The organism is Dactylosporangium sp. NPDC049742, from assembly GCF_040674675.1.
Lineage (GTDB): Bacteria > Actinomycetota > Actinomycetes > Mycobacteriales > Micromonosporaceae > Dactylosporangium > Dactylosporangium maewongense.
Window position 1 is genome coordinate 90,691 of sequence record NZ_JBFANF010000006.1, and the last position, 17,074, is coordinate 107,764.

Sequence of the window (17,074 nt, forward strand, 5' to 3'; positions counted from 1 at the left end):
GTGGCGCACCAGGTCGAGATCGAGCTCAAGACGCCTGAGCAGATCGGCCACATGCGCCGCGCGGGCCTGGTCGTCGCCGACGCCCTGGCCCGCATGCGGGCCGCGGTCGCGCCCGGCGTCAGCACCGCCGACCTGGACGCGATCGCGGAGGAGACGATCCGGGCCGCCGGCGCCATCCCGTCCTTCAAGGGCTACCACGGCTACCCGGCCTCGATCTGCTCCTCGGTCAACGACCAGGTCGTCCACGCCATCCCCAGCGCCCGCCAGGTGCTGCGCGCCGGCGACCTGATCTCGATCGACTGCGGCGCCGAGCTGGACGGCTGGCACGGCGACGCGGCGATCACGGTCGGCGTCGGCGAGATCAGCAACGACCTGCGCCGCCTCGTCACCGTCGCCGAGGACGCGATGTGGGCCGGCATCGCCGCCGCCGCCCGCGGCGTCCGCTCCGGCAAGGGCCGCCTCACCGACATCTCCTTCGCGATCCAGTCCGCCGTCCGCAAGGCCGGCCGCTACGGCATCGTCGACGGCTACGGCGGCCACGGCATCGGCAGCGCCATGCACCAGGACCCGTTCGTGGAGAACTCCGGCCGCCCGGGCAAGGGCCCCGCGCTGCGCCCGGGCATGGCCCTCGCCATCGAGCCGATGATCACGAAGGGCAAGCCGAAGGTCGCCGAGCTCGACGACGGCTGGACCGTGGTGACGGTCGACGGCTCCGTCGCCGCCCACGTCGAGCACACGATGGCCATCTGTGACGACGGCGTCTGGGTCCTCACCGCCCCCGACGGCGGCAGGTCCCGCCTCGGTGAGCTCGTCACCGCCCGCCAGCAGGTCAACGCCTAGCTCGGTCGCGCCGGGCCCACCGCTGGCGTCAGCGCGACGCGCAGCCGGTCCTTCCCGCCGGGCTTTTTCATGATCCGGTAGACCTTGCGTGGCTGTGGCCGCACAAAGTCTTCCGGATCACGGAAACCGGGCGGACGGGGAGGGTGAGCGGCAGTCGTACCGTGGCGGCCCAGGGTGGAAGAACGGCGTGCGCGGATGGGATGCTTCTTGCGGGGAACGCGACTCGGGGAGGGTGGCAAATGGCGGTGGACCGGCGGGAGCACCTGCGCGCGGCCGACGTCGACCGGCAGTTCGTGGCGGAGCGGCTCAAGGCCGCGGTCGACGAGGGCCGGCTGTCACTCGGCGAGTACGACGAGCGGCTGAAGGACACCTACGCCGCGCGGACCTATGGCGACCTCGACGTGATCCTCAGCGACCTGCCCGGCTTCCGCCCCGTGGACAGCGGCGCGGTGGCGCCCGCGAGCGGGTATGCGTCGGCGCCCGCGCCGGCCGAGCCCGAGGCCAGGGCGCAGTTCGGGCGGCAGCCGCACTGGCTGCTCGGGATCTGGAGCGGCTGGCTGATCGCGGTCACCGTCAACGTTGTGATCTGGGCGCTGGTCAGCATCTCCAAGGGCGACGCGGTGTACTTCTGGCCGATGTGGGTCGCCGGGCCGCTCGGTGCGGTGCTGCTCGCGACGTCGGTGAGCACCTATCTCGCGGGCGGGCCGGACGCGGCGCGGGAGCTGAAGCGGGAGCGCAGGCGGCAGCGGCGCGGGGGTTGAGACCCCGATTTGGTGCATCGCGCTCACCGCGCGTAGACTCGTCCATTGGCGCAAAGCGTCCACTCAGGCATGCCCCCACGCGCTTCTAGTGGCAGGCCTGAGCCGCGGCTGGCGCGGGTCCTCCAACAGGGCCCGTGAAAAGGATGCGAGCGTCGACACCCAACCCGATCGTCAGGTAGCGGAGGACATGCCGAAGAAAGACGGGGCCATCGAGATCGAGGGCCGAGTGATCGAGCCACTCCCGAACGCGATGTTCCGGGTGGAGCTCGCCAATGGCCACAAGGTCTTGGCGCACATCAGCGGGAAGATGCGGCAGCACTACATCCGCATCCTGCCCGAGGACCGAGTGGTCGTCGAGCTGTCGCCTTATGACCTGACTCGCGGGCGCATCGTCTACCGCTACAAGTAAATCGGTGTCGGTTCCCAGGAAACGGTCGGGACTGTCGCTCCCATGTAGGGGTGCGCAGCGAGAGTTAGGCAAACCGTGAAGGTCAAGCCGAGCGTCAAGCGGATCTGCAACAACTGCCGGATCATCCGGCGGCATGGCCGGGTCATGGTCATCTGCAGCACTGACCCGCGCCACAAGCAGCGCCAGGGCTGAGTCCCCGGCGTCGCCAGATCCACGGCACCACCATGTTTTAGCCCGTTCCAGCCCCGGGCCACCGCGCGCGACGCGTGCGGAGCGCGTGGGCTGCACCCCCGGTCGGAGGCCGGGGCCCGTCTGTGGGCAGACGGGAGTGGAGCGGGCTCAGACCTCCGCACACGCAAGGAGCACGCCCACCTATGGCACGTCTCGTTGGTGTCGATCTCCCGCGCGAGAAGCGCACCGAGATCGCACTCACCTACATCTATGGCATCGGGCGCACCCGATCCATCGAGCTGCTCGCCGCCACCGGTATCGACGGCAACAAGCGGGCTCGTGACCTCACCGATGAAGAGATCGTGCAGCTGCGCGACTACATCGAGGCCAACTTCAAGGTTGAGGGCGACCTGCGCCGCGAGGTCGCCGCGGACATCCGCCGCAAGGTCGAGATCGGCTGCTACCAGGGCATCCGGCACCGCAAGGGCCTGCCCGTGCGCGGTCAGCGCACCCGGACCAACGCCCGCACCCGCAAGGGTCCGAAGCGCACGGTCGCCGGCAAGAAGAAGCCGGGCAAGAAGTAGTAGCTGGTCGGTAGAGAAAACAATCTAGGAGCGCATAGAGAATGCCGCCGAAGGCTCGCGCCGGCGCGACCGCTGTCAAGAAGGTCCGGCGCAAGGAACGCAAGAACGTCGCCCACGGGCAGGCGCACATCAAGAGCACCTTCAACAACACCATCGTGTCGATCACCGACCCGACCGGTGCTGTCATCTCCTGGGCCTCCGCCGGCCAGGTGGGCTTCAAGGGCTCGCGCAAGTCGACCCCGTTCGCCGCGCAGCTGGCCGCCGAGGCCGCCGCTCGCCGCGCGATGGAGCACGGCATGCGCAAGGTCGACGTGTTCGTCAAGGGCCCCGGCTCCGGCCGGGAGACCGCGATCCGTTCCCTCCAGGCCGTCGGCCTCGAGGTCGGGCAGATCAGTGACGTCACGCCGCAGCCGCACAACGGTTGCCGTCCGCCGAAGCGCAGGAGGGTCTGACGATGGCTCGTTACACCGGGGCTGACTGCCGCCGCTGCCGTCGCGAGAAGATGAAGCTGTTCCTCAAGGGCAGCAAGTGCGATGGGCCGAAGTGCCCGTTCGAGTCGCGCCCCTTCCCGCCCGGCCAGCACGGCCGCGGTCGCCCGAAGGAGACCGAGTACCTGCTCCAGCTGCGCGAGAAGCAGAAGGCCCGCCGCATCTACGGCGTCCTCGAGCGGCAGTTCGCCGGCTACTTCGACGAGGCTGTGGCCAAGCCCGGCAAGACCGGTGAGGAGCTGCTCAAGATCCTCGAGTCGCGCCTCGACAACGTGGTCTACCGCGCCGGCCTCGCCACCTCGCGTGACGCGGCCCGCCAGCTGGTGAGCCACGGCCACATCCAGGTCAACGGCAAGAAGGTCGACATCCCGTCGTACCGGCTGCGCGAGCACGACATCGTGCAGGTGCGGCAGAAGTCGCGGGAGCTCACCCCGTTCCAGATCGCGCAGGGCCTCGCGGGCAGCAAGACCGTCCCCGCGTGGCTGGAGTTCATCCCCAGCGAGCTCAAGGTCCTGGTGCACAGCCTGCCCGCGCGGCAGGTCATCGACACCCAGGTCCAGGAGCAGCTGATCGTCGAGCTCTACAGCAAGTAGTTGTTTTGTGGGGGCGGGGCGATCACGCTCCGCCCTCTCGGAGCGCGTCAAATAGCGGGCGCGCAACGAACTGGAGGAACCGCAAGTGCTCATCTCCCAGCGCCCGAGCCTCGCCGAAGAGTCGATCAGCGAGACCCGGTCAAAGTTCACCATCGAGCCGCTCGAGCCCGGCTTCGGCTACACCCTCGGCAACTCGCTGCGTCGCACCCTGCTCAGCTCCATCCCGGGTGCCGCGGTGACCAGCATCAAGATCGACGGTGTGCTCCACGAGTTCACCACGATCCCCGGTGTCAAAGAGGACGTCGTCGAGCTCGTCATGAACGTCAAGGAGCTGTGCGTCAGCTCCGAGCACGACGAGCCGGTCTCGATGTACCTGCGCAAGCAGGGCCCCGGTGACGTCACGGCGGGCGACATCCAGCCCCCGGCCGGCGTCTCCGTGCACAACCCCGACCTGAAGCTGGCCACGCTCAACGGCAAGGGCCGGCTCGACATGGAGCTGACCGTGGAGCGGGGTCGCGGCTACGTGACCGCGAACCAGAACAAGCAGCAGGGCCAGGAGATCGGTCGTATCCCGATCGACTCCATCTACTCCCCGGTGCTGAAGGTCACGTACCGCGTCGAAGCCACCCGCGTCGAGCAGCGCACCGACTTCGACCGGCTCATCATCGACGTCGAGACCAAGGCGTCGCTGACCCCCCGCACCGCGCTGGCCTCCGCCGGCTCCACCCTCGTCGAGCTCTTCGGCCTGGCCCGTGAGCTGGACGAGACCGCAGAAGGCATCGACATCGGCCCGTCGCCGCAGGACGCGCAGCTCGCTGCCGACCTGGCACTGCCGATCGAGGAGCTCGACCTCACCGTCCGCTCGTACAACTGCCTCAAGCGCGAGGGCATCAACTCCGTCGGGGAGCTGATCAGCCGCACGGAAGCAGACCTCCTCGATATAAGGAATTTCGGTCAGAAGTCGATCGACGAGGTCAAGATGAAGCTCGCCGGGATGGGTCTGGGTCTCAAGGACTCCGCCCCGACGTTCGACCCGGCACACGTCGTGGACTCGTTCGCCGATGTTTCCTACGACGACACCGACGACTACCGCGAGACCGAGCAGCTCTAACCGGCTGCTGTTTGATTGAGGAGCCCCAATGCCCACGCCCACCAAGGGTCCCCGCCTCGGCGGCAGCCCCGCGCATGAGCGGCTGATGCTGGCGAACCTCGCCACCTCACTGTTCAAGCACGGTCGCATCCAGACCACCGAGACGAAGGCCAAGCGGCTTCGCCCGCTCGCCGAGCAGCTCATCACCAAGGCCAAGCGCGGCGATCTGCACGCGCGCCGTCAAGCGCTCGCCGTGGTGCGCGACAAGGACGTGGTGTTCCAGCTGTTCGACCAGATCGCGCCGCGGTTCGCGACCCGGCCGGGTGGCTACACCCGGATCGTGAAGACCGGCCCGCGCAAGGGTGACGCCGCTCCCATGGCGATCATCGAGCTGGTCGAGGAGCTCGAGGTCGCCGCCGCGCCGGCGCCGCGCAAGGCCGCCGCCCGGAAGGCCGCCAAGGCCGACTCGATCGCGGTTCTCGCCGGCGAGGACACCGACGAGGCCCCCGCGGCCGCGTCGGCGACCGCCTCCGACGAGGCCGCCACGGCGGAGTCGGCGGACGAGCCGGCCGCGGACGAGGACGAGAAGAAGGCCTGACCACAGGTCTGAAATCGACGGCCCGGCACCCCGCGCGACGGGGTGCCGGGCCGGTTCTTTTGGAGGGTGTGCGTTGATCCGTGTCCGCCTCGACGTGGCGTACGACGGGACCGACTTCTCCGGCTGGGCGGTCCAGCCGACCCGCCGCACCGTCGCCGGCGAGCTGATCACGGTCCTGACCCGCCTGTTCGGCACGGTCGAGGGGCTGACGGTCGCGGGCCGCACCGACGCCGGGGTCCACGCCACCGGTCAGGTCTGCCACGTCGACGTCCCCGAGGACCGCTGGGCGGCCCTGTCGTCCACGCTGCTGCGCAAGCTCGCCGGGCTGCTCCCGCTCGACGTGCGCGTCCACGCGGCCGCGGAGGTCCCGCCGGAGTTCGACGCCCGCTTCTCGGCCCTGTCGCGCCGGTACGAGTACCGCGTCACCGACGCCGTGGCGGGCGCCGAGCCGCTGCGCCGGCACGACACGGTCGCCTGGCCCCGTCCGCTGGACCTCGACGCCCTGAACGCCGCCGCCGCCGGCCTGGTCGGCGAGCACGACTTCGCCGCCTTCTGCCGCCGCAAGGAGCACGCCACGACGATCCGGGCCGTCAACCGCATCGACTGGCGCCGCGACCCGGACGGCATCCTCGTGGCGACCGTCCAGGCCGACGCGTTCTGCCAGCAGATGGTGCGCAGCCTCGTCGGCGCCCAGCTCTTCGTGGGCGACGGCCGCCGGGCCCCCTCGTGGCCCGCGGGGCTGCTCAGCCGGCGGGTCCGCGCCGACGAGGTGACGGTCGCGCCGGCCCACGGCCTGGCACTGGTCGAGGTCAGGTACCCCGACGACCCTTCGGAGCTCCGGCTGCGCTCGGAGCAGACCCGCCGCCGCCGCGACGCCGAGTGACCGGTGATCCAGTAGCGGATCCGGTCGCCATCACGGCCGGATCCGCTACCTGATCAAGACGGGGGCGGGACCGAGCCGGGGAGGGACGCGGCGGGGGTGGCCTCCGGCTGGATGATGGCCCGGTTGCCGATGATGCCGTTCTCCAGGTAGGTCTCGACGATGTCGTACGTGATCTGGTTGGGGTACGGGTCGTCGGGCGTGAAGTCCTTGCCGTCGACCCTGGCGATCACGACGAACGCGATGAAGTGCCCCCGGTAGTTCCAGCCGAGCTGGGTGGGGGCGCGGACGATCGCGTCGGTGCCGGTGCCCGCGCCGACGCTCATCCCGGCGAAGCGGCCCTTCTGGCCGTCGACGATGGGTTTGACGCCCTCGAAGGCGGCGGCGGCGGACTTCTCGGTGTCGAGGTTGAAGATGCCGGCGGTGATCAGGTAGTCCTCGTTGGGCGACTTCATGGTCGCCCGGACGACCTCGGAGCAGCCGGCGCCGGCGAGCAGGGTCGCCAGGGCGTCGGTGGCCGCGGTCTTGCAGTCGGGTGAGGCCTGCGTCTTCAGGATCAGGTACGGCGGCTCGTCCGGCACCGCGACGATGTTGTTCTGCGGGAAGACCTCGGCCTCGGTCAGCGGGTTGGGGTCGACCTGCCGGCTGCTGATGTCGCGCTTCTTCGGGCCGGCGTTGGCGCTCGACCGGGCCGACTCGGGGCCGTTCTTCTCGTCCTTGAAGATGAACCAGGAGCCCAGGCCGCACGCGCCGAGCAGCACGATCACGCCGATGACGCTGAGCGCGGCGATCCAGCGGTGCGGGCGGTGCTCGACCCCGCGGGCCGGCTCGGCCGCGGTGGTGCGGCCGCCGCCGGGGCGCCTGCTGTCGGGGCGGTCCGCGGGCCGGTTGCCGGGTGGCTCCCGGAGCGCCCGCTTGGTGCCGCCGGTGGTGTACTCGCCCGTCCCGCGGGCCGAGCCGCCACCGGGGCGGCCGCGGCGGCCGGGGCCCGACGGCTCGTCGAACGGCAGGCCGTCGTCGAGCGGGCGGCGCTGGTGGGGTGCCTCGTCGGCGCCGGGGCGGCGGCGGGTCGCGGTGCCGCTCGCCTCGAACGCGGCGCTCGCCGGTTCGTAGCCGGTGCCGGTCCGGTCGAAGCCGGGGCCGGTGGGCTCGAAGCCGCGCCGCCGGGCGGTGCCGGTGTCGTCGCGCCGCTCGTCGCGCCTTTCGTCGCGCCGCGGCGGCATGTCGTCGAACCCGCGCCCCCGCACGCCGGTGTCGTCGCGCCGGAGCCCGGACGTGTCATCCCGCCGGAACCCGGAGGTCTCGTCCCGCCGGAGCCCGGAGGTCTCGTCGCGCCGGAGCCCGGACGTGTCATCGCGGCGGAGGCCGGACGTGTCGTCGCGGTCCGCGCCGGAGGGGGCGCCGGTGTAGAAGCCGCCGCGGCGGCCTGTGCCGGAGCCGGTGCTCGGCTCGGTGGAGCCCGGGCCGTAGCCCGACCCGGTGGACGGGCCGCCGACGAACCCGGGGCCGGAGCGTTGCCGGCCGACGCCGGGCTCGGGGCCCGCTGGCTCGAAGCCACCGCGCCCCCGCCGGGACGTGCCGGTGTCGTCGCGCCGGAGCGCGGCCGGGTCCTCGGCGCCGCGGGACCGCCGGCCAGGGCCTGTCTCCGTTGCGGCGGCGGCTGGTGTACCGGTGTCGAACCCCCGGCGTCCCGACGTCGTCTCGGGGCCGGCGTCGCGGGCCCGCCGCCCGGCCGTCGGGCCCTCCGCGCCCCCACCGGCCCCACCGGCGGCGCGGCGGCCGGTGCTGTCGGGGTCGTCGAACCGGCGCCGGGCGCCCGTCGGCGAGTCGGCCTCCTCCGCGGCGCGGCGGGCCCGGCGGCCACCACCCGAGCCGCTGGTCGGGCTGCCCGGGGGGCCGCTGACCGGGCCGCGAGAGCCGCCTGAGCCGCTGGTGGGGCTGCTGTCGGGGCGCATCGTCGGGAAGATCGGCACGAGCGGCGGCGGCTCGGTCGAGGTCCCCGGCGGCGTGTAGTCCGCGAGGGGCTTGATGATCGGCTCGAGGGCGGGCCCGTGCGCGTACGACTCCGAAGGGCGACCTTCCGCGGCGCGCCGGCCGGCGGGCTCGTCGTCGGTGCGCGCCCGGCGCCGGCCGCCGCGGGACTCGGTGGTCTCCACGGGCGGTGGCGGCTCGATCGCGGCGCGTGCCGGCGGTGGCACGGTGGCCGGCCTGGGGAACACCCCGCTCGGCGAGTCGCCGCGCCCGGCCCGCGGCCCGGCGGGCTCGTCGCGCACCGGCCGGAACGCCCCACCGGCCGAGTCGTCACGCAACGGCCGGAACGACGTCGGCTCGTCCCGCGGCCCCCGGAACGACCCGCTGGGCGAGTCGTCGCGAGGCGCGCGGAAGGATCCGCTGGGCGAGTCGTCGCGAGGGGGACGGCCCGGCCCCCCGGCGGCGTCGCGCGGCGCGCGGAAGGACCCGCTCGGAGAGTCGTCGCGAGGTGCCCGGAAGGATCCGCTGGGCGAGTCGTCGCGGGGAGCGCGGAACGAGCCGCTGGGGGAGTCGTCGCCCGGCGCCCGGCGCCGGCCGCCCTCATGGGCCCTGGGCCCGGCCGGCGGCGGCACGGCAGAGGCCCGGAACACCCCGCTGGGTGAGTCGTCGCGAGGGGGACGGCCCGGCCCCCCGGCGGCGTCGCGCGGCGCGCGGAAGGACCCGCTGGGCGAGTCGTCACGGGGAGCGCGGAACGACCCGCTCGGCGAATCGTCCGGACGCGAACGACCACCCCGTCCTCCGCCGCGGAGATCATCGAAGGCCGGCTCGTCGTACGACGGCGGTGGCGGCGCCGTGAACGGGTCGGGTCCGCTGCCGCGGAGACCGGCCAACCAGTTGTCGGCCTCGTCCGCCTCGTCCCGGCGGAACGAGTCGGAGCGCCGCTTCCGGCGCTGCTCGTTCCCAGAAGTCATGTCGCACAGGGTAGCCGAGACTCCTGGGAGGTGGCGTGTCGGCGATGTTTCGCACAATCCGAACGAGTGGGCCGCGAGCAGGGGCGTTCACCTCCTTGGGGACAATGCGTTGCGTCACCGGTCGAAGGAGGGGCATCGTGTCCGGCGAGCACTACTTCACCGCGGAGCCGGCGGCCGCCGAAACCCGGCACACCGTCGAATTCACCGTCGACGACCAGGAGTTTCGCCTGCTGGCGTCGGCCGGGGTGTTCTCCGCGAACCGTCTGGACCCGGGCACCGCCGTGCTGCTGCAGCGCGCCCCGCTGCCGGACGCGGCGGAGACCGGGCCGCTGCTGGACCTCGGCTGCGGGTACGGCCCGATCGCCGCGGTCCTGTCCCGCAGCGCGCCGCGGGCGACGATCTACGCCGTCGACGTCAACCAGCGGGCCCTGGAGCTCGCGCGGGAGAACACGGGCCCGAACGTGGTCACCGCGCTGCCCGGCGACGTGCCGGACAGTGTCGGGTTCACGCAGATCTGGTCCAACCCGCCGATCCGGATCGGCAAGCCGGAGCTGCACGCGCTGCTGCTGCGCTGGCTGCCCCGGCTGGCCCCGGACGGCGTCGCGTGGCTGGTCGTGGCCAAGAACCTCGGCGCCGACTCGCTCCAGCGGTGGCTGGAGGAGCAGGGGTTCAGCGCCGCCCGGCACGCCAACCACAAGGGCTTCCGGATCTTCGAAGTCAGAAAAGCGGGCGACGGACCGGCCGACGCGGCGCAGAATTCCTGACTCGTGGGATACGTGGACGTGGCAGGGGTCGGGCACACGCTCGCGGACGGCCGTGAGCTGTTCGCCGAGGTGTCGTTCAGGGTCGGTGAGGGCGCCAAGGTCGCGCTCGTCGGGCCGAACGGCGCGGGCAAGACGACGCTGCTGAAGATGGTGGCCGGCGACCTGCCGGTGCGGACCGGCGCGATCGCGCGCTCCGGCGGGCTCGGCGTGATGCGCCAGTTCATCGGCATGATCGGCGACGACCGCACCCTGTACGACCTGGCGCTGCAGCTCGCCCCGGACGGCCTCAGGAAGGCGGGGGAGCGGCTGCACGCCGCCGAGGTCGCCATGCACGCCGAGGGCACCGAGAAGGCGCAGCTGCGGTACGCGAACGCGCTCGCCGCGTGGGGTGAGGCCGGCGGGTACGACGCCGAGGTCCTCTTCGACACGGTGAGTGTCGCCGCGTTGAACAAGCCGTGGGACGAGACCCGGGACCGGCCGGTGCGGACCCTGTCCGGCGGGCAGCAGAAGCGGTTCGCCCTGGAGCTGCTGCTGCGCGGCGACGACGAGGTGCTGCTGCTCGACGAGCCCGACAACTTCCTGGACGTGCCGGGGAAGCGCTGGCTGGAGGACCGGCTGCGCGAGTCGGCGAAGTCCGTCCTGTACGTGTCGCACGATCGTGAGCTGCTCGCCAGGTCCGCGGACCGGGTCGTCGCGGTCGAGGGCGGCTCGGCGTGGGTGCATCCGGGCGGGTTCGCGTCGTGGCACGAGGCGCGGGTCGCCCGGCACGAGCGCCTCGACGAGCTGCGCCGCCGCTGGGACGAGGAGCACCAGAAGCTCAAGGACCTGGTCCTCATGTACAAGACGAAGGCCGCCTACAACGACGGCCTCGCCTCCCGGTATCAGGCGGCGCAGACGCGGCTGAAGAAGTTCGAGGAGGCGGGCCCGCCGCCGACCCCGCCGAAGGACCAGGACATCCGCATGCGGCTGTCCGGCGGGCGCACCGGCAAACGCGCCGTCATGTGCGAGCAGCTCGAGCTGGACGGCCTGACGTACCCGTTCGACCTGGAGATCTGGTACGGCGACCGGGTCGCGGTCCTCGGCGGCAACGGCACCGGCAAGTCGCACTTCCTGCGGCTGCTCGCCCGCGGCGGCACCGACCCGGACCCGACGCAGACCCCGATCGGCGTGCAGATCGCGCCGGTCGCGCACGGCGGGCAGGTGCGGCTCGGCGCGCGGGTGCGCCCGGGCCACTTCTCGCAGACGCACGACCGCCCGGAGCTGCTCGACAAGACGCTCGTGGAGATCCTCTGGCGGGGCGACGACTGGCGGACCGGGCTGCCGCGGCCGCAGGCGATGCCGGCGCTGTCCCGGTACGAGCTGGCGGCGCAGGCCGACCAGCGCTTCGGCACCCTGTCCGGCGGCCAGCAGGCCAGGTTCCTGGTGCTGCTGCTGGAGCTGTCCGGGGCGACGCTGCTGCTGCTCGACGAGCCGACGGACAACCTGGACCTGGCCAGCGCCGAGGCCCTGGAGGAGGGGCTGCGCACCTTCGACGGGACGGTGATCGCCGTGACGCACGACCGCTGGTTCAGCCGGTCGTTCGACCGGTTCGTGCTGTTCCGGGCCGACGGCGAGGTCGTGGAGGTGCCGGAGCCGGTGTGGGAGGGGCGCGGCTGACGCCCTGACGGACGCGTTGTCCGTGGCGCTGCGTCACCACGTGCTCACATTGCCCGGTGAACCCCTCTGTTGTGCTCACCGTCGGCGCGTCCGACTCGTCCGGTGGCTCCGGAATACAGGCTGACCTGCGCACCCTCGCCGCGATGCGGATGCACGGGGCGTCGGTCGTGACGGCGGTGGTGTCGCGGAACACGCGCGGCACCACCGATGTGTTCCCCCAGCCGACGACCGTGGTGTCGGGGCAGCTCGGCAGCGTCCTGGAGGACCTGCCGGTCGCGGCGGTCAAGACCGGCATGTTCCCCAACCCGGAGACGGCGGTCGCGGTCGCCGCGAGGGCCCGGTCGGGCGCGCTGCCGAACCTCGTCGTCGACCCGGTCCTGGAGGCGGCCTGCGGCGGGTCCAGGAGGGGCCTCGCGGCGGCGGTGGAGCGGCTCCTGTCGCACGCGATGGTCGCCACCCCCAACCGGGAGGAGGCGTCGCTGCTGGTCGGCTGGGAGGTCGTGACGCCCGCCGACATGGCGAAGGCGGCGGCGCAGCTGTCGGCGGGGGGTCCGCGGTACGTGGTGATCACCGGGGGTGACTTCGCCGCCGGCGACGACGCGGTCGACATGGTGTGGGCCGACGGCGCGGCGCGGCTGCTGCACAGCCCGCGGGTCACCAGCCGCAACACCGACGGCTCCGGCGCGACGTTCGCGACGGCGGTCGCGGCGCGGCTCGCCATGGGTGACGACCCGGTGGAGGCGGTCACCTGGTCGAAGGGGTTCGTCGGCAGGGCGATCAGCGACGCCGCGGACTGGCGGATCGGCGCCGGCACCGGACCCATCGACCAGTTCGGGTGGTCGTCACTCACCCTCCGCTGACGCCGGCACGACCGGGCATGATGGCGGGATGGACGAGAAGACGTTGATCCAGCAGATCTCGGCGCTTGTGGACGACGAGCACAAGCTGAGGACCCAGCTGCAGGCGGGCAAGATCTCCGAGGACGAGGAGCACGAGCGGCTCCGCGCCATCGAGGAGCAGCTCGACCAGCTGTGGGACCTGCTGCGCCGCCGCCGGGCGGCGAAGCTGCAGGGTGTCGCCCCCGACGAGGTCGAGCCGCACGCGGTCGACGAGGTCGAGCACTACCTGCAGTAGCGGGGCCGTCGCCGGCCGCCCGCCTCAGTCGATGCGGAGGCGGTAGCCGCGTTTGACGACCGTCTGCACGAACGCGGGGCCGCCGAGGGCGGCACGCAGGCGGGCGACGGCCATCTCGACGGCGTGCTCGTCGGCGCCGCGGGGCAGCTCACGCAGCAGCGCCGCCCGGGACAGGACCCGCCCGGGCGATGCGGCGAGCGCCCGCAGCACCGCCATGGGGCCGGGGGCGAGCGGCTTCAGCGTGCCGTCGATGATCGCGGCGTGCCCGCGCAGCGTGACCGCGGCACCCGCGACGTGCAGCGTCGGGGCGCGCTTGGGCAGCTCGTCGACGAGGATGCGCACGAGCGCGCCCAGGCGGGCCCGCTGCGGCGCCGCCACGGGCACGCCGAGGCGCTGCAAGGGCGCGGCGGTGACCGGGCCCACGCACGCGGCCAGGACGTCGGTCCGCAGCGCCTCCAGGACGTCGGGGGCGTCGGTGCCGGCCACCCGCAGCAGCGAGCTGACGGCCGGCGCGGACGTGAACGTGACCGAGTCGACCAGCCGCGAGCAGATCAGGTCGACGAGCCGCCGCAGCGGTGCGGGGTCGACGGGCGGGGCCCACCGGTACACCGGGATCTCCACCACGATCGCCCCGGCGTCGCGCAACGCGGTCGTGAACTCGGGGTGCGGCTCGCCGTGCAGCTGCAGCGCGATCCGCCGGCCCGCGATCCCGCCCGGGAACCCGCCGCCGAGGAGGAAGTCGAGGACCTCGTCGCAGCTCTCCGTGTCCGGGGACCAGGCCTCGAGCATGCCGGCGGCGCGGACGGCGCCCTTCGCCTTCGGGCCGCGGGCGATGAGGAACGCGTCGTTGAGCCGGGCCCGCAGCGACTCGGCGAGCCCCCAGCCCTCGGCGGCCTCGAGCCAGCCGCGCAGGCCGATGCCGGTCGTCGCGATCACGATCTCCGGCGCGACGTCGACGCAGGACACGGTCGCGGCCTTCAGCTCGGTGTCGTCGGCGACCGGCACGATCCGCAGCGCCGGGGCGAGCACGACCCGGGCGCCGCGGCGCTCCAGCAGGGCGCTGAGTTCGTCGCGCCGCCGGTCGGCGGTCACCGCCACCGTGAACCCCGCCAGCGGCAGGTCCTCACCCGACATCGGCTTGGCCTCCAAAACGCTGGCCGCGCTCACGTAACGGCCTCGGCGGTCGCCGGCTCGGCAGCGGCCACTTCGACCAGACCGTCGCGGACACGCACCGGGTAGACGGGCACCCGCACCCCCGGCAGGTCGAGGCACTCGCCGCTGCGCAGGTCGAACGCCTGCTTGTGCATCGGCGAAGCGACCGTCGGCACGTCGCCGCGGCTGCCGACGATCCCGCGGGACAGCACCGCGGCGCCGCTGATCGGGTCGAGGTTGCCGATCGCGTGCACGTCACCGTCGTACGTGCGGAACAGTGCCACCTGCGCCCCGTCGACCAGCGCGGCGACGCCACGCTCCGGCTCCAGACGGGGGAAGGGGCACACGACGGTCCACTTCATGAGCGCACTCCAAGGACGACGGGGACGGGCTGGCCGCGTTCGGAAGCGAACGTGATCGTCGGGTCGGGGGTGTCCGGCGCGTTGACGAACGACACGAACCGGGCGAGCCGCTCAGGGTCGCCGATCGTCGCCCGCCACTCGTCGACGTAGGAGCCGACGTGGTGCGCCATCATCGACTCGAGCTCGCCGGCGATGCCGAGGGAGTCCTCGACGATGACGGCCTTCAGGTAGTCCAGGCCGCCGTCCATCGCCTCGATCCACGCCGACGTGCGCTGCAGCCGGTCGGCGGTGCGGATGTAGAACATCAGGAACCGGTCGACGAGCCGGATCAGCTCCTCGGTGGTGAGGTCGCTCGCGATCAGGTCGGCGTGGCGGGGCCGGAAGCCGCCGTTGCCGCCGACGTACAGGTTCCAGCCGTTGTCGGTGGCGATGATGCCGAAGTCCTTGCCCTTCGCCTCCGCGCACTCCCGCGCGCAGCCGGACACGGCCGACTTCAGCTTGTGCGGCGCGCGCAGCCCGCGGTACCGCAGCTCCAGCTCGACGGCGAGGCCGACGGAGTCCTGCACGCCGTACCGGCACCAGGTCGACCCGACGCACGACTTCACGGTGCGCAGCGCCTTGCCGTAGGCGTGCCCGGACTCGAAGCCGGCGGCGACGAGCCGGTGCCAGATCGCCGGCAGCTGCTCGACGCGGGCGCCGAGCAGGTCGATGCGCTGCCCGCCGGTGATCTTCGTGTACAGGTTGAAGTCGCGGGCGACCTCACCGATCACGATCAGCTTCTCGGGGGTGATCTCCCCGCCGGGGATCCGCGGGATCACCGAGTAGGTGCCGTTGCGCTGGATGTTGGCCAGGAAGTGGTCGTTGGTGTCCTGCAGCGCCGCCTGCTCGCCGTCCAGGACGTAGTCGTTGTGCAGCGACGCGAGGATCGAGGCGACCGTCGGCTTGCAGATGTCGCAGCCGCGCCCCGTGCCGTGCTCGGCGACGAGCTGCGAGAACGTGCGGACGCCGCAGACCCGGATGATGTCGAAGAGCTCCGCCCGCGACTGGGTGAAGTGCTCGCACAGCGCCTTGCTGGGCGCGACGCCGCCCTCGGCGAGCAGCTGCTTCAGCAGCGGCACGCACGAGCCGCAGCTGGTGCCGGCGCGGGTGCACGCCTTCAACGCCGCCACGTCGGTGCAGCCCTGCTCGTGGATCGCCGTGGTGATCTGGCCCTTGGTGACGGCGTTGCAGGAGCAGATCTGCGCGTCCTCGGACAGCGCCGCGCGGGGCGCGTCACCGGCGAGCAGCGCGAGGGGCGACGCGGGCAGCGGGCCGCCGACGCTGGCCCGCAGCGCCGGGTACGAGCTGGCGTCGCCGACGAGGATGCCGCCGAGCAGCGTCTGCGCGTCGTCGGACAGGATCAGCTTCGCGTACGTGCCGCTCGCCGGGTCGAGGTAGACGACGTCGAGCAGGTCGGTGCGCAGCGCGTCGCCGAAGCTGGCGACGTCGACGCCGAGCAGCTTCAGCTTCGTCGACGTGTCCGCGCCCGGGAACGACGCCTCGCCGCCGAGGAGCCGGTCCGCGACGACCTCCGCCATCGCGTAGCCGGGCGCGACGAGGCCGTAGCAGCGGCCGTCGATCTCGGCGCACTCGCCGATCGCGTACACCGCCGGGTCCTCGGTGCGGCAGGTCTCGTCGACGACGACCCCGCCGCGCGCCCCCGTCGGGAGGCCCATCGTGCGGGCCAGCTCGTCGCGCGGCCGGATGCCGGCCGCCACCACGACGATGTCGGCCGGGATGTGCGCCCCGTCGGACAGGGTCAGCGCGAGCGTCGCGTTGACCGTCTGGGTCTGGCGGATCGCGGTGGTCGCCGCGCCCAGGTGCACCCGGACGCCGAGGTCCTCCACGTACTTGCGCAGGACCGCGCCGCCGGCCTCGTCGACCTGCACCGGCATCAGCCGCGGCGCGAACTCGATCACGTGCGTGCGCAGGCCCAGCAGGCGCAGCGCGTTCGCCGCCTCCAGGCCGAGCAGGCCGCCGCCGATGACCGCGCCGACCTCGCGTCCCTGGGCGTGCGCCCGGATCGCCTCCAGGTCGTCGAGGGTGCGGTAGACGAAGACGCCCGGCTGGTCGACGCCGGTGATCGGCGGCACGAACGCCGACGAGCCCGTCGCCAGGACCAGCGCGTCGTACTCGTACACGGCCTGCGCGGTGGTGACCTTGCGGGCGGCCCGGTCGATCGCCAGGACCGGCTCGCCGAGGTGCAGGTCGACGCCGTCCGGCACGTCGTAGGTGAGCTCCTCGGCGGACACGCCGTCGAAGAACGCCGACAGCCGCACCCGGTCGTACGCGGAACGGCTCTCCTCGGCGAGAACCGTGATCTCCCAGGCGTTCCCGGTGTCCCGGGCGCGGAGCGCCTCCAGGAACCTGTGCCCGACCATGCCGTGACCGACAACGACGACCTTCATGGCCAAAAGGCTGACGCCGGGCGGTTTCGCTCCAGGGTCCCAAATGTTTCGCGCCTGCTAAGAGCGCCTCACTAGAGCGTTGAGCAGGACGTTACGGCGCAGCCACAGCCTGGTGAAGGTTGTGCCAGATCGTCCCACGGTACGGTTCGGCCATCTGCTCGCGGGGGTAGACAGTAACGGACCCCAATATGAGGAGGAACCAG

The 17,074-nt window shown here is 72.6% G+C and carries 18 protein-coding genes; 14 read left to right on the forward strand and 4 right to left on the reverse strand.

The genetic code is table 11. The annotated features are described in order from the left end of the window. From map to truA, 10 genes are all read left to right on the forward strand, one after another. Entirely contained in the window at positions 1-840 is an 840-nt protein-coding gene (gene map, locus AB0J72_RS10670) for a type I methionyl aminopeptidase (RefSeq protein WP_344501824.1), read from the forward strand. Between the two features lie 239 nt (positions 841-1,079). Then, positions 1,080-1,601 carry a DUF1707 domain-containing protein gene (locus AB0J72_RS10675; protein WP_344501823.1) on the forward strand — a complete coding sequence of 174 codons (522 nt, stop codon included), beginning with the start codon at positions 1,080-1,082 and terminating at the stop codon, positions 1,599-1,601. A 187-nt stretch (positions 1,602-1,788) separates the two neighbouring features. Beyond that, complete coding sequence (gene infA / locus AB0J72_RS10680) at positions 1,789-2,010, forward strand: translation initiation factor IF-1 (RefSeq protein WP_007073013.1); 222 nt, start codon at positions 1,789-1,791, stop codon at positions 2,008-2,010. A gap of 75 nt (positions 2,011-2,085) precedes the next feature. Beyond that, complete coding sequence (gene rpmJ / locus AB0J72_RS10685; protein WP_014687778.1) at positions 2,086-2,202, forward strand: 50S ribosomal protein L36; 117 nt, start codon at positions 2,086-2,088, stop codon at positions 2,200-2,202. Positions 2,203-2,384: 182 nt separating this feature from the next. Further along, a complete protein-coding gene (rpsM, locus tag AB0J72_RS10690) occupies positions 2,385-2,765 on the forward strand; it encodes a 30S ribosomal protein S13 (RefSeq protein ID WP_033357647.1) in 381 nt (126 codons plus the stop codon). Positions 2,766-2,806: 41 nt separating this feature from the next. Further along, positions 2,807-3,217, forward strand: coding sequence for a 30S ribosomal protein S11 (gene rpsK, locus AB0J72_RS10695; RefSeq protein ID WP_033357646.1), 411 nt, complete (start codon positions 2,807-2,809; stop codon positions 3,215-3,217). Between the two features lie 2 nt (positions 3,218-3,219). After that, on the forward strand, positions 3,220-3,846 hold the full coding sequence (gene rpsD, locus AB0J72_RS10700; RefSeq protein ID WP_033357645.1) for a 30S ribosomal protein S4: 627 nt from the start codon (positions 3,220-3,222) through the stop codon (positions 3,844-3,846). Between the two features lie 85 nt (positions 3,847-3,931). Continuing rightward, complete coding sequence (locus AB0J72_RS10705; protein ID WP_033357644.1) at positions 3,932-4,957, forward strand: DNA-directed RNA polymerase subunit alpha; 1,026 nt, start codon at positions 3,932-3,934, stop codon at positions 4,955-4,957. A gap of 28 nt (positions 4,958-4,985) precedes the next feature. After that, on the forward strand, positions 4,986-5,534 hold the full coding sequence (gene rplQ, locus AB0J72_RS10710; RefSeq protein WP_363397305.1) for a 50S ribosomal protein L17: 549 nt from the start codon (positions 4,986-4,988) through the stop codon (positions 5,532-5,534). A gap of 76 nt (positions 5,535-5,610) precedes the next feature. Then, complete coding sequence (gene truA, locus AB0J72_RS10715) at positions 5,611-6,417, forward strand: tRNA pseudouridine(38-40) synthase TruA (RefSeq protein WP_363397608.1); 807 nt, start codon at positions 5,611-5,613, stop codon at positions 6,415-6,417. 53 nt (positions 6,418-6,470) lie between these two features. Here truA and AB0J72_RS10720 read toward each other — a convergent pair whose 3' ends face one another. Then, on the reverse strand, positions 6,471-9,356 hold the full coding sequence (locus AB0J72_RS10720) for a hypothetical protein (RefSeq protein WP_363397308.1): 2,886 nt from the start codon (positions 9,354-9,356) through the stop codon (positions 6,471-6,473). A 137-nt stretch (positions 9,357-9,493) separates the two neighbouring features. Between AB0J72_RS10720 and AB0J72_RS10725 the strand changes: the two genes are divergently transcribed. The 4 genes from AB0J72_RS10725 to AB0J72_RS10740 are packed head-to-tail and all read left to right on the forward strand — an operon-like array spanning position 9,494 to position 12,910. Next, positions 9,494-10,120, forward strand: a complete 627-nt coding sequence (locus AB0J72_RS10725) for a methyltransferase (protein WP_363397311.1) — start codon at positions 9,494-9,496, stop codon at positions 10,118-10,120. 3 nt (positions 10,121-10,123) lie between these two features. After that, entirely contained in the window at positions 10,124-11,776 is a 1,653-nt protein-coding gene (locus AB0J72_RS10730; RefSeq protein ID WP_344501818.1) for an ATP-binding cassette domain-containing protein, read from the forward strand. A 56-nt stretch (positions 11,777-11,832) separates the two neighbouring features. Then, entirely contained in the window at positions 11,833-12,636 is an 804-nt protein-coding gene (gene thiD / locus AB0J72_RS10735; protein WP_363397315.1) for a bifunctional hydroxymethylpyrimidine kinase/phosphomethylpyrimidine kinase, read from the forward strand. A gap of 28 nt (positions 12,637-12,664) precedes the next feature. Next, on the forward strand, positions 12,665-12,910 hold the full coding sequence (locus AB0J72_RS10740) for a DUF2630 family protein (RefSeq protein WP_363397318.1): 246 nt from the start codon (positions 12,665-12,667) through the stop codon (positions 12,908-12,910). 24 nt (positions 12,911-12,934) lie between these two features. On the opposite strand, the gene AB0J72_RS10745 is transcribed toward AB0J72_RS10740, so the two are convergent. From AB0J72_RS10745 to nirB, 3 genes are read right to left on the reverse strand one after another with little or no spacing between them, the layout of a single operon-like run. Beyond that, the gene (locus AB0J72_RS10745) at positions 12,935-14,044 is read right to left on the reverse strand and encodes a uroporphyrinogen-III synthase (RefSeq protein WP_363397321.1); all 1,110 of its coding nucleotides are present in this window, start codon (positions 14,042-14,044) and stop codon (positions 12,935-12,937) included. Positions 14,045-14,073: 29 nt separating this feature from the next. Beyond that, positions 14,074-14,424 carry a nitrite reductase small subunit NirD gene (gene nirD, locus AB0J72_RS10750; RefSeq protein ID WP_363397323.1) on the reverse strand — a complete coding sequence of 117 codons (351 nt, stop codon included), beginning with the start codon at positions 14,422-14,424 and terminating at the stop codon, positions 14,074-14,076. After that, positions 14,421-16,871 carry a nitrite reductase large subunit NirB gene (gene nirB, locus AB0J72_RS10755; protein WP_363397326.1) on the reverse strand — a complete coding sequence of 817 codons (2,451 nt, stop codon included), beginning with the start codon at positions 16,869-16,871 and terminating at the stop codon, positions 14,421-14,423. The genes nirD and nirB overlap by 4 nt, the downstream gene beginning before the upstream one ends. Positions 16,872-17,074: the final 203 nt, after the last annotated feature.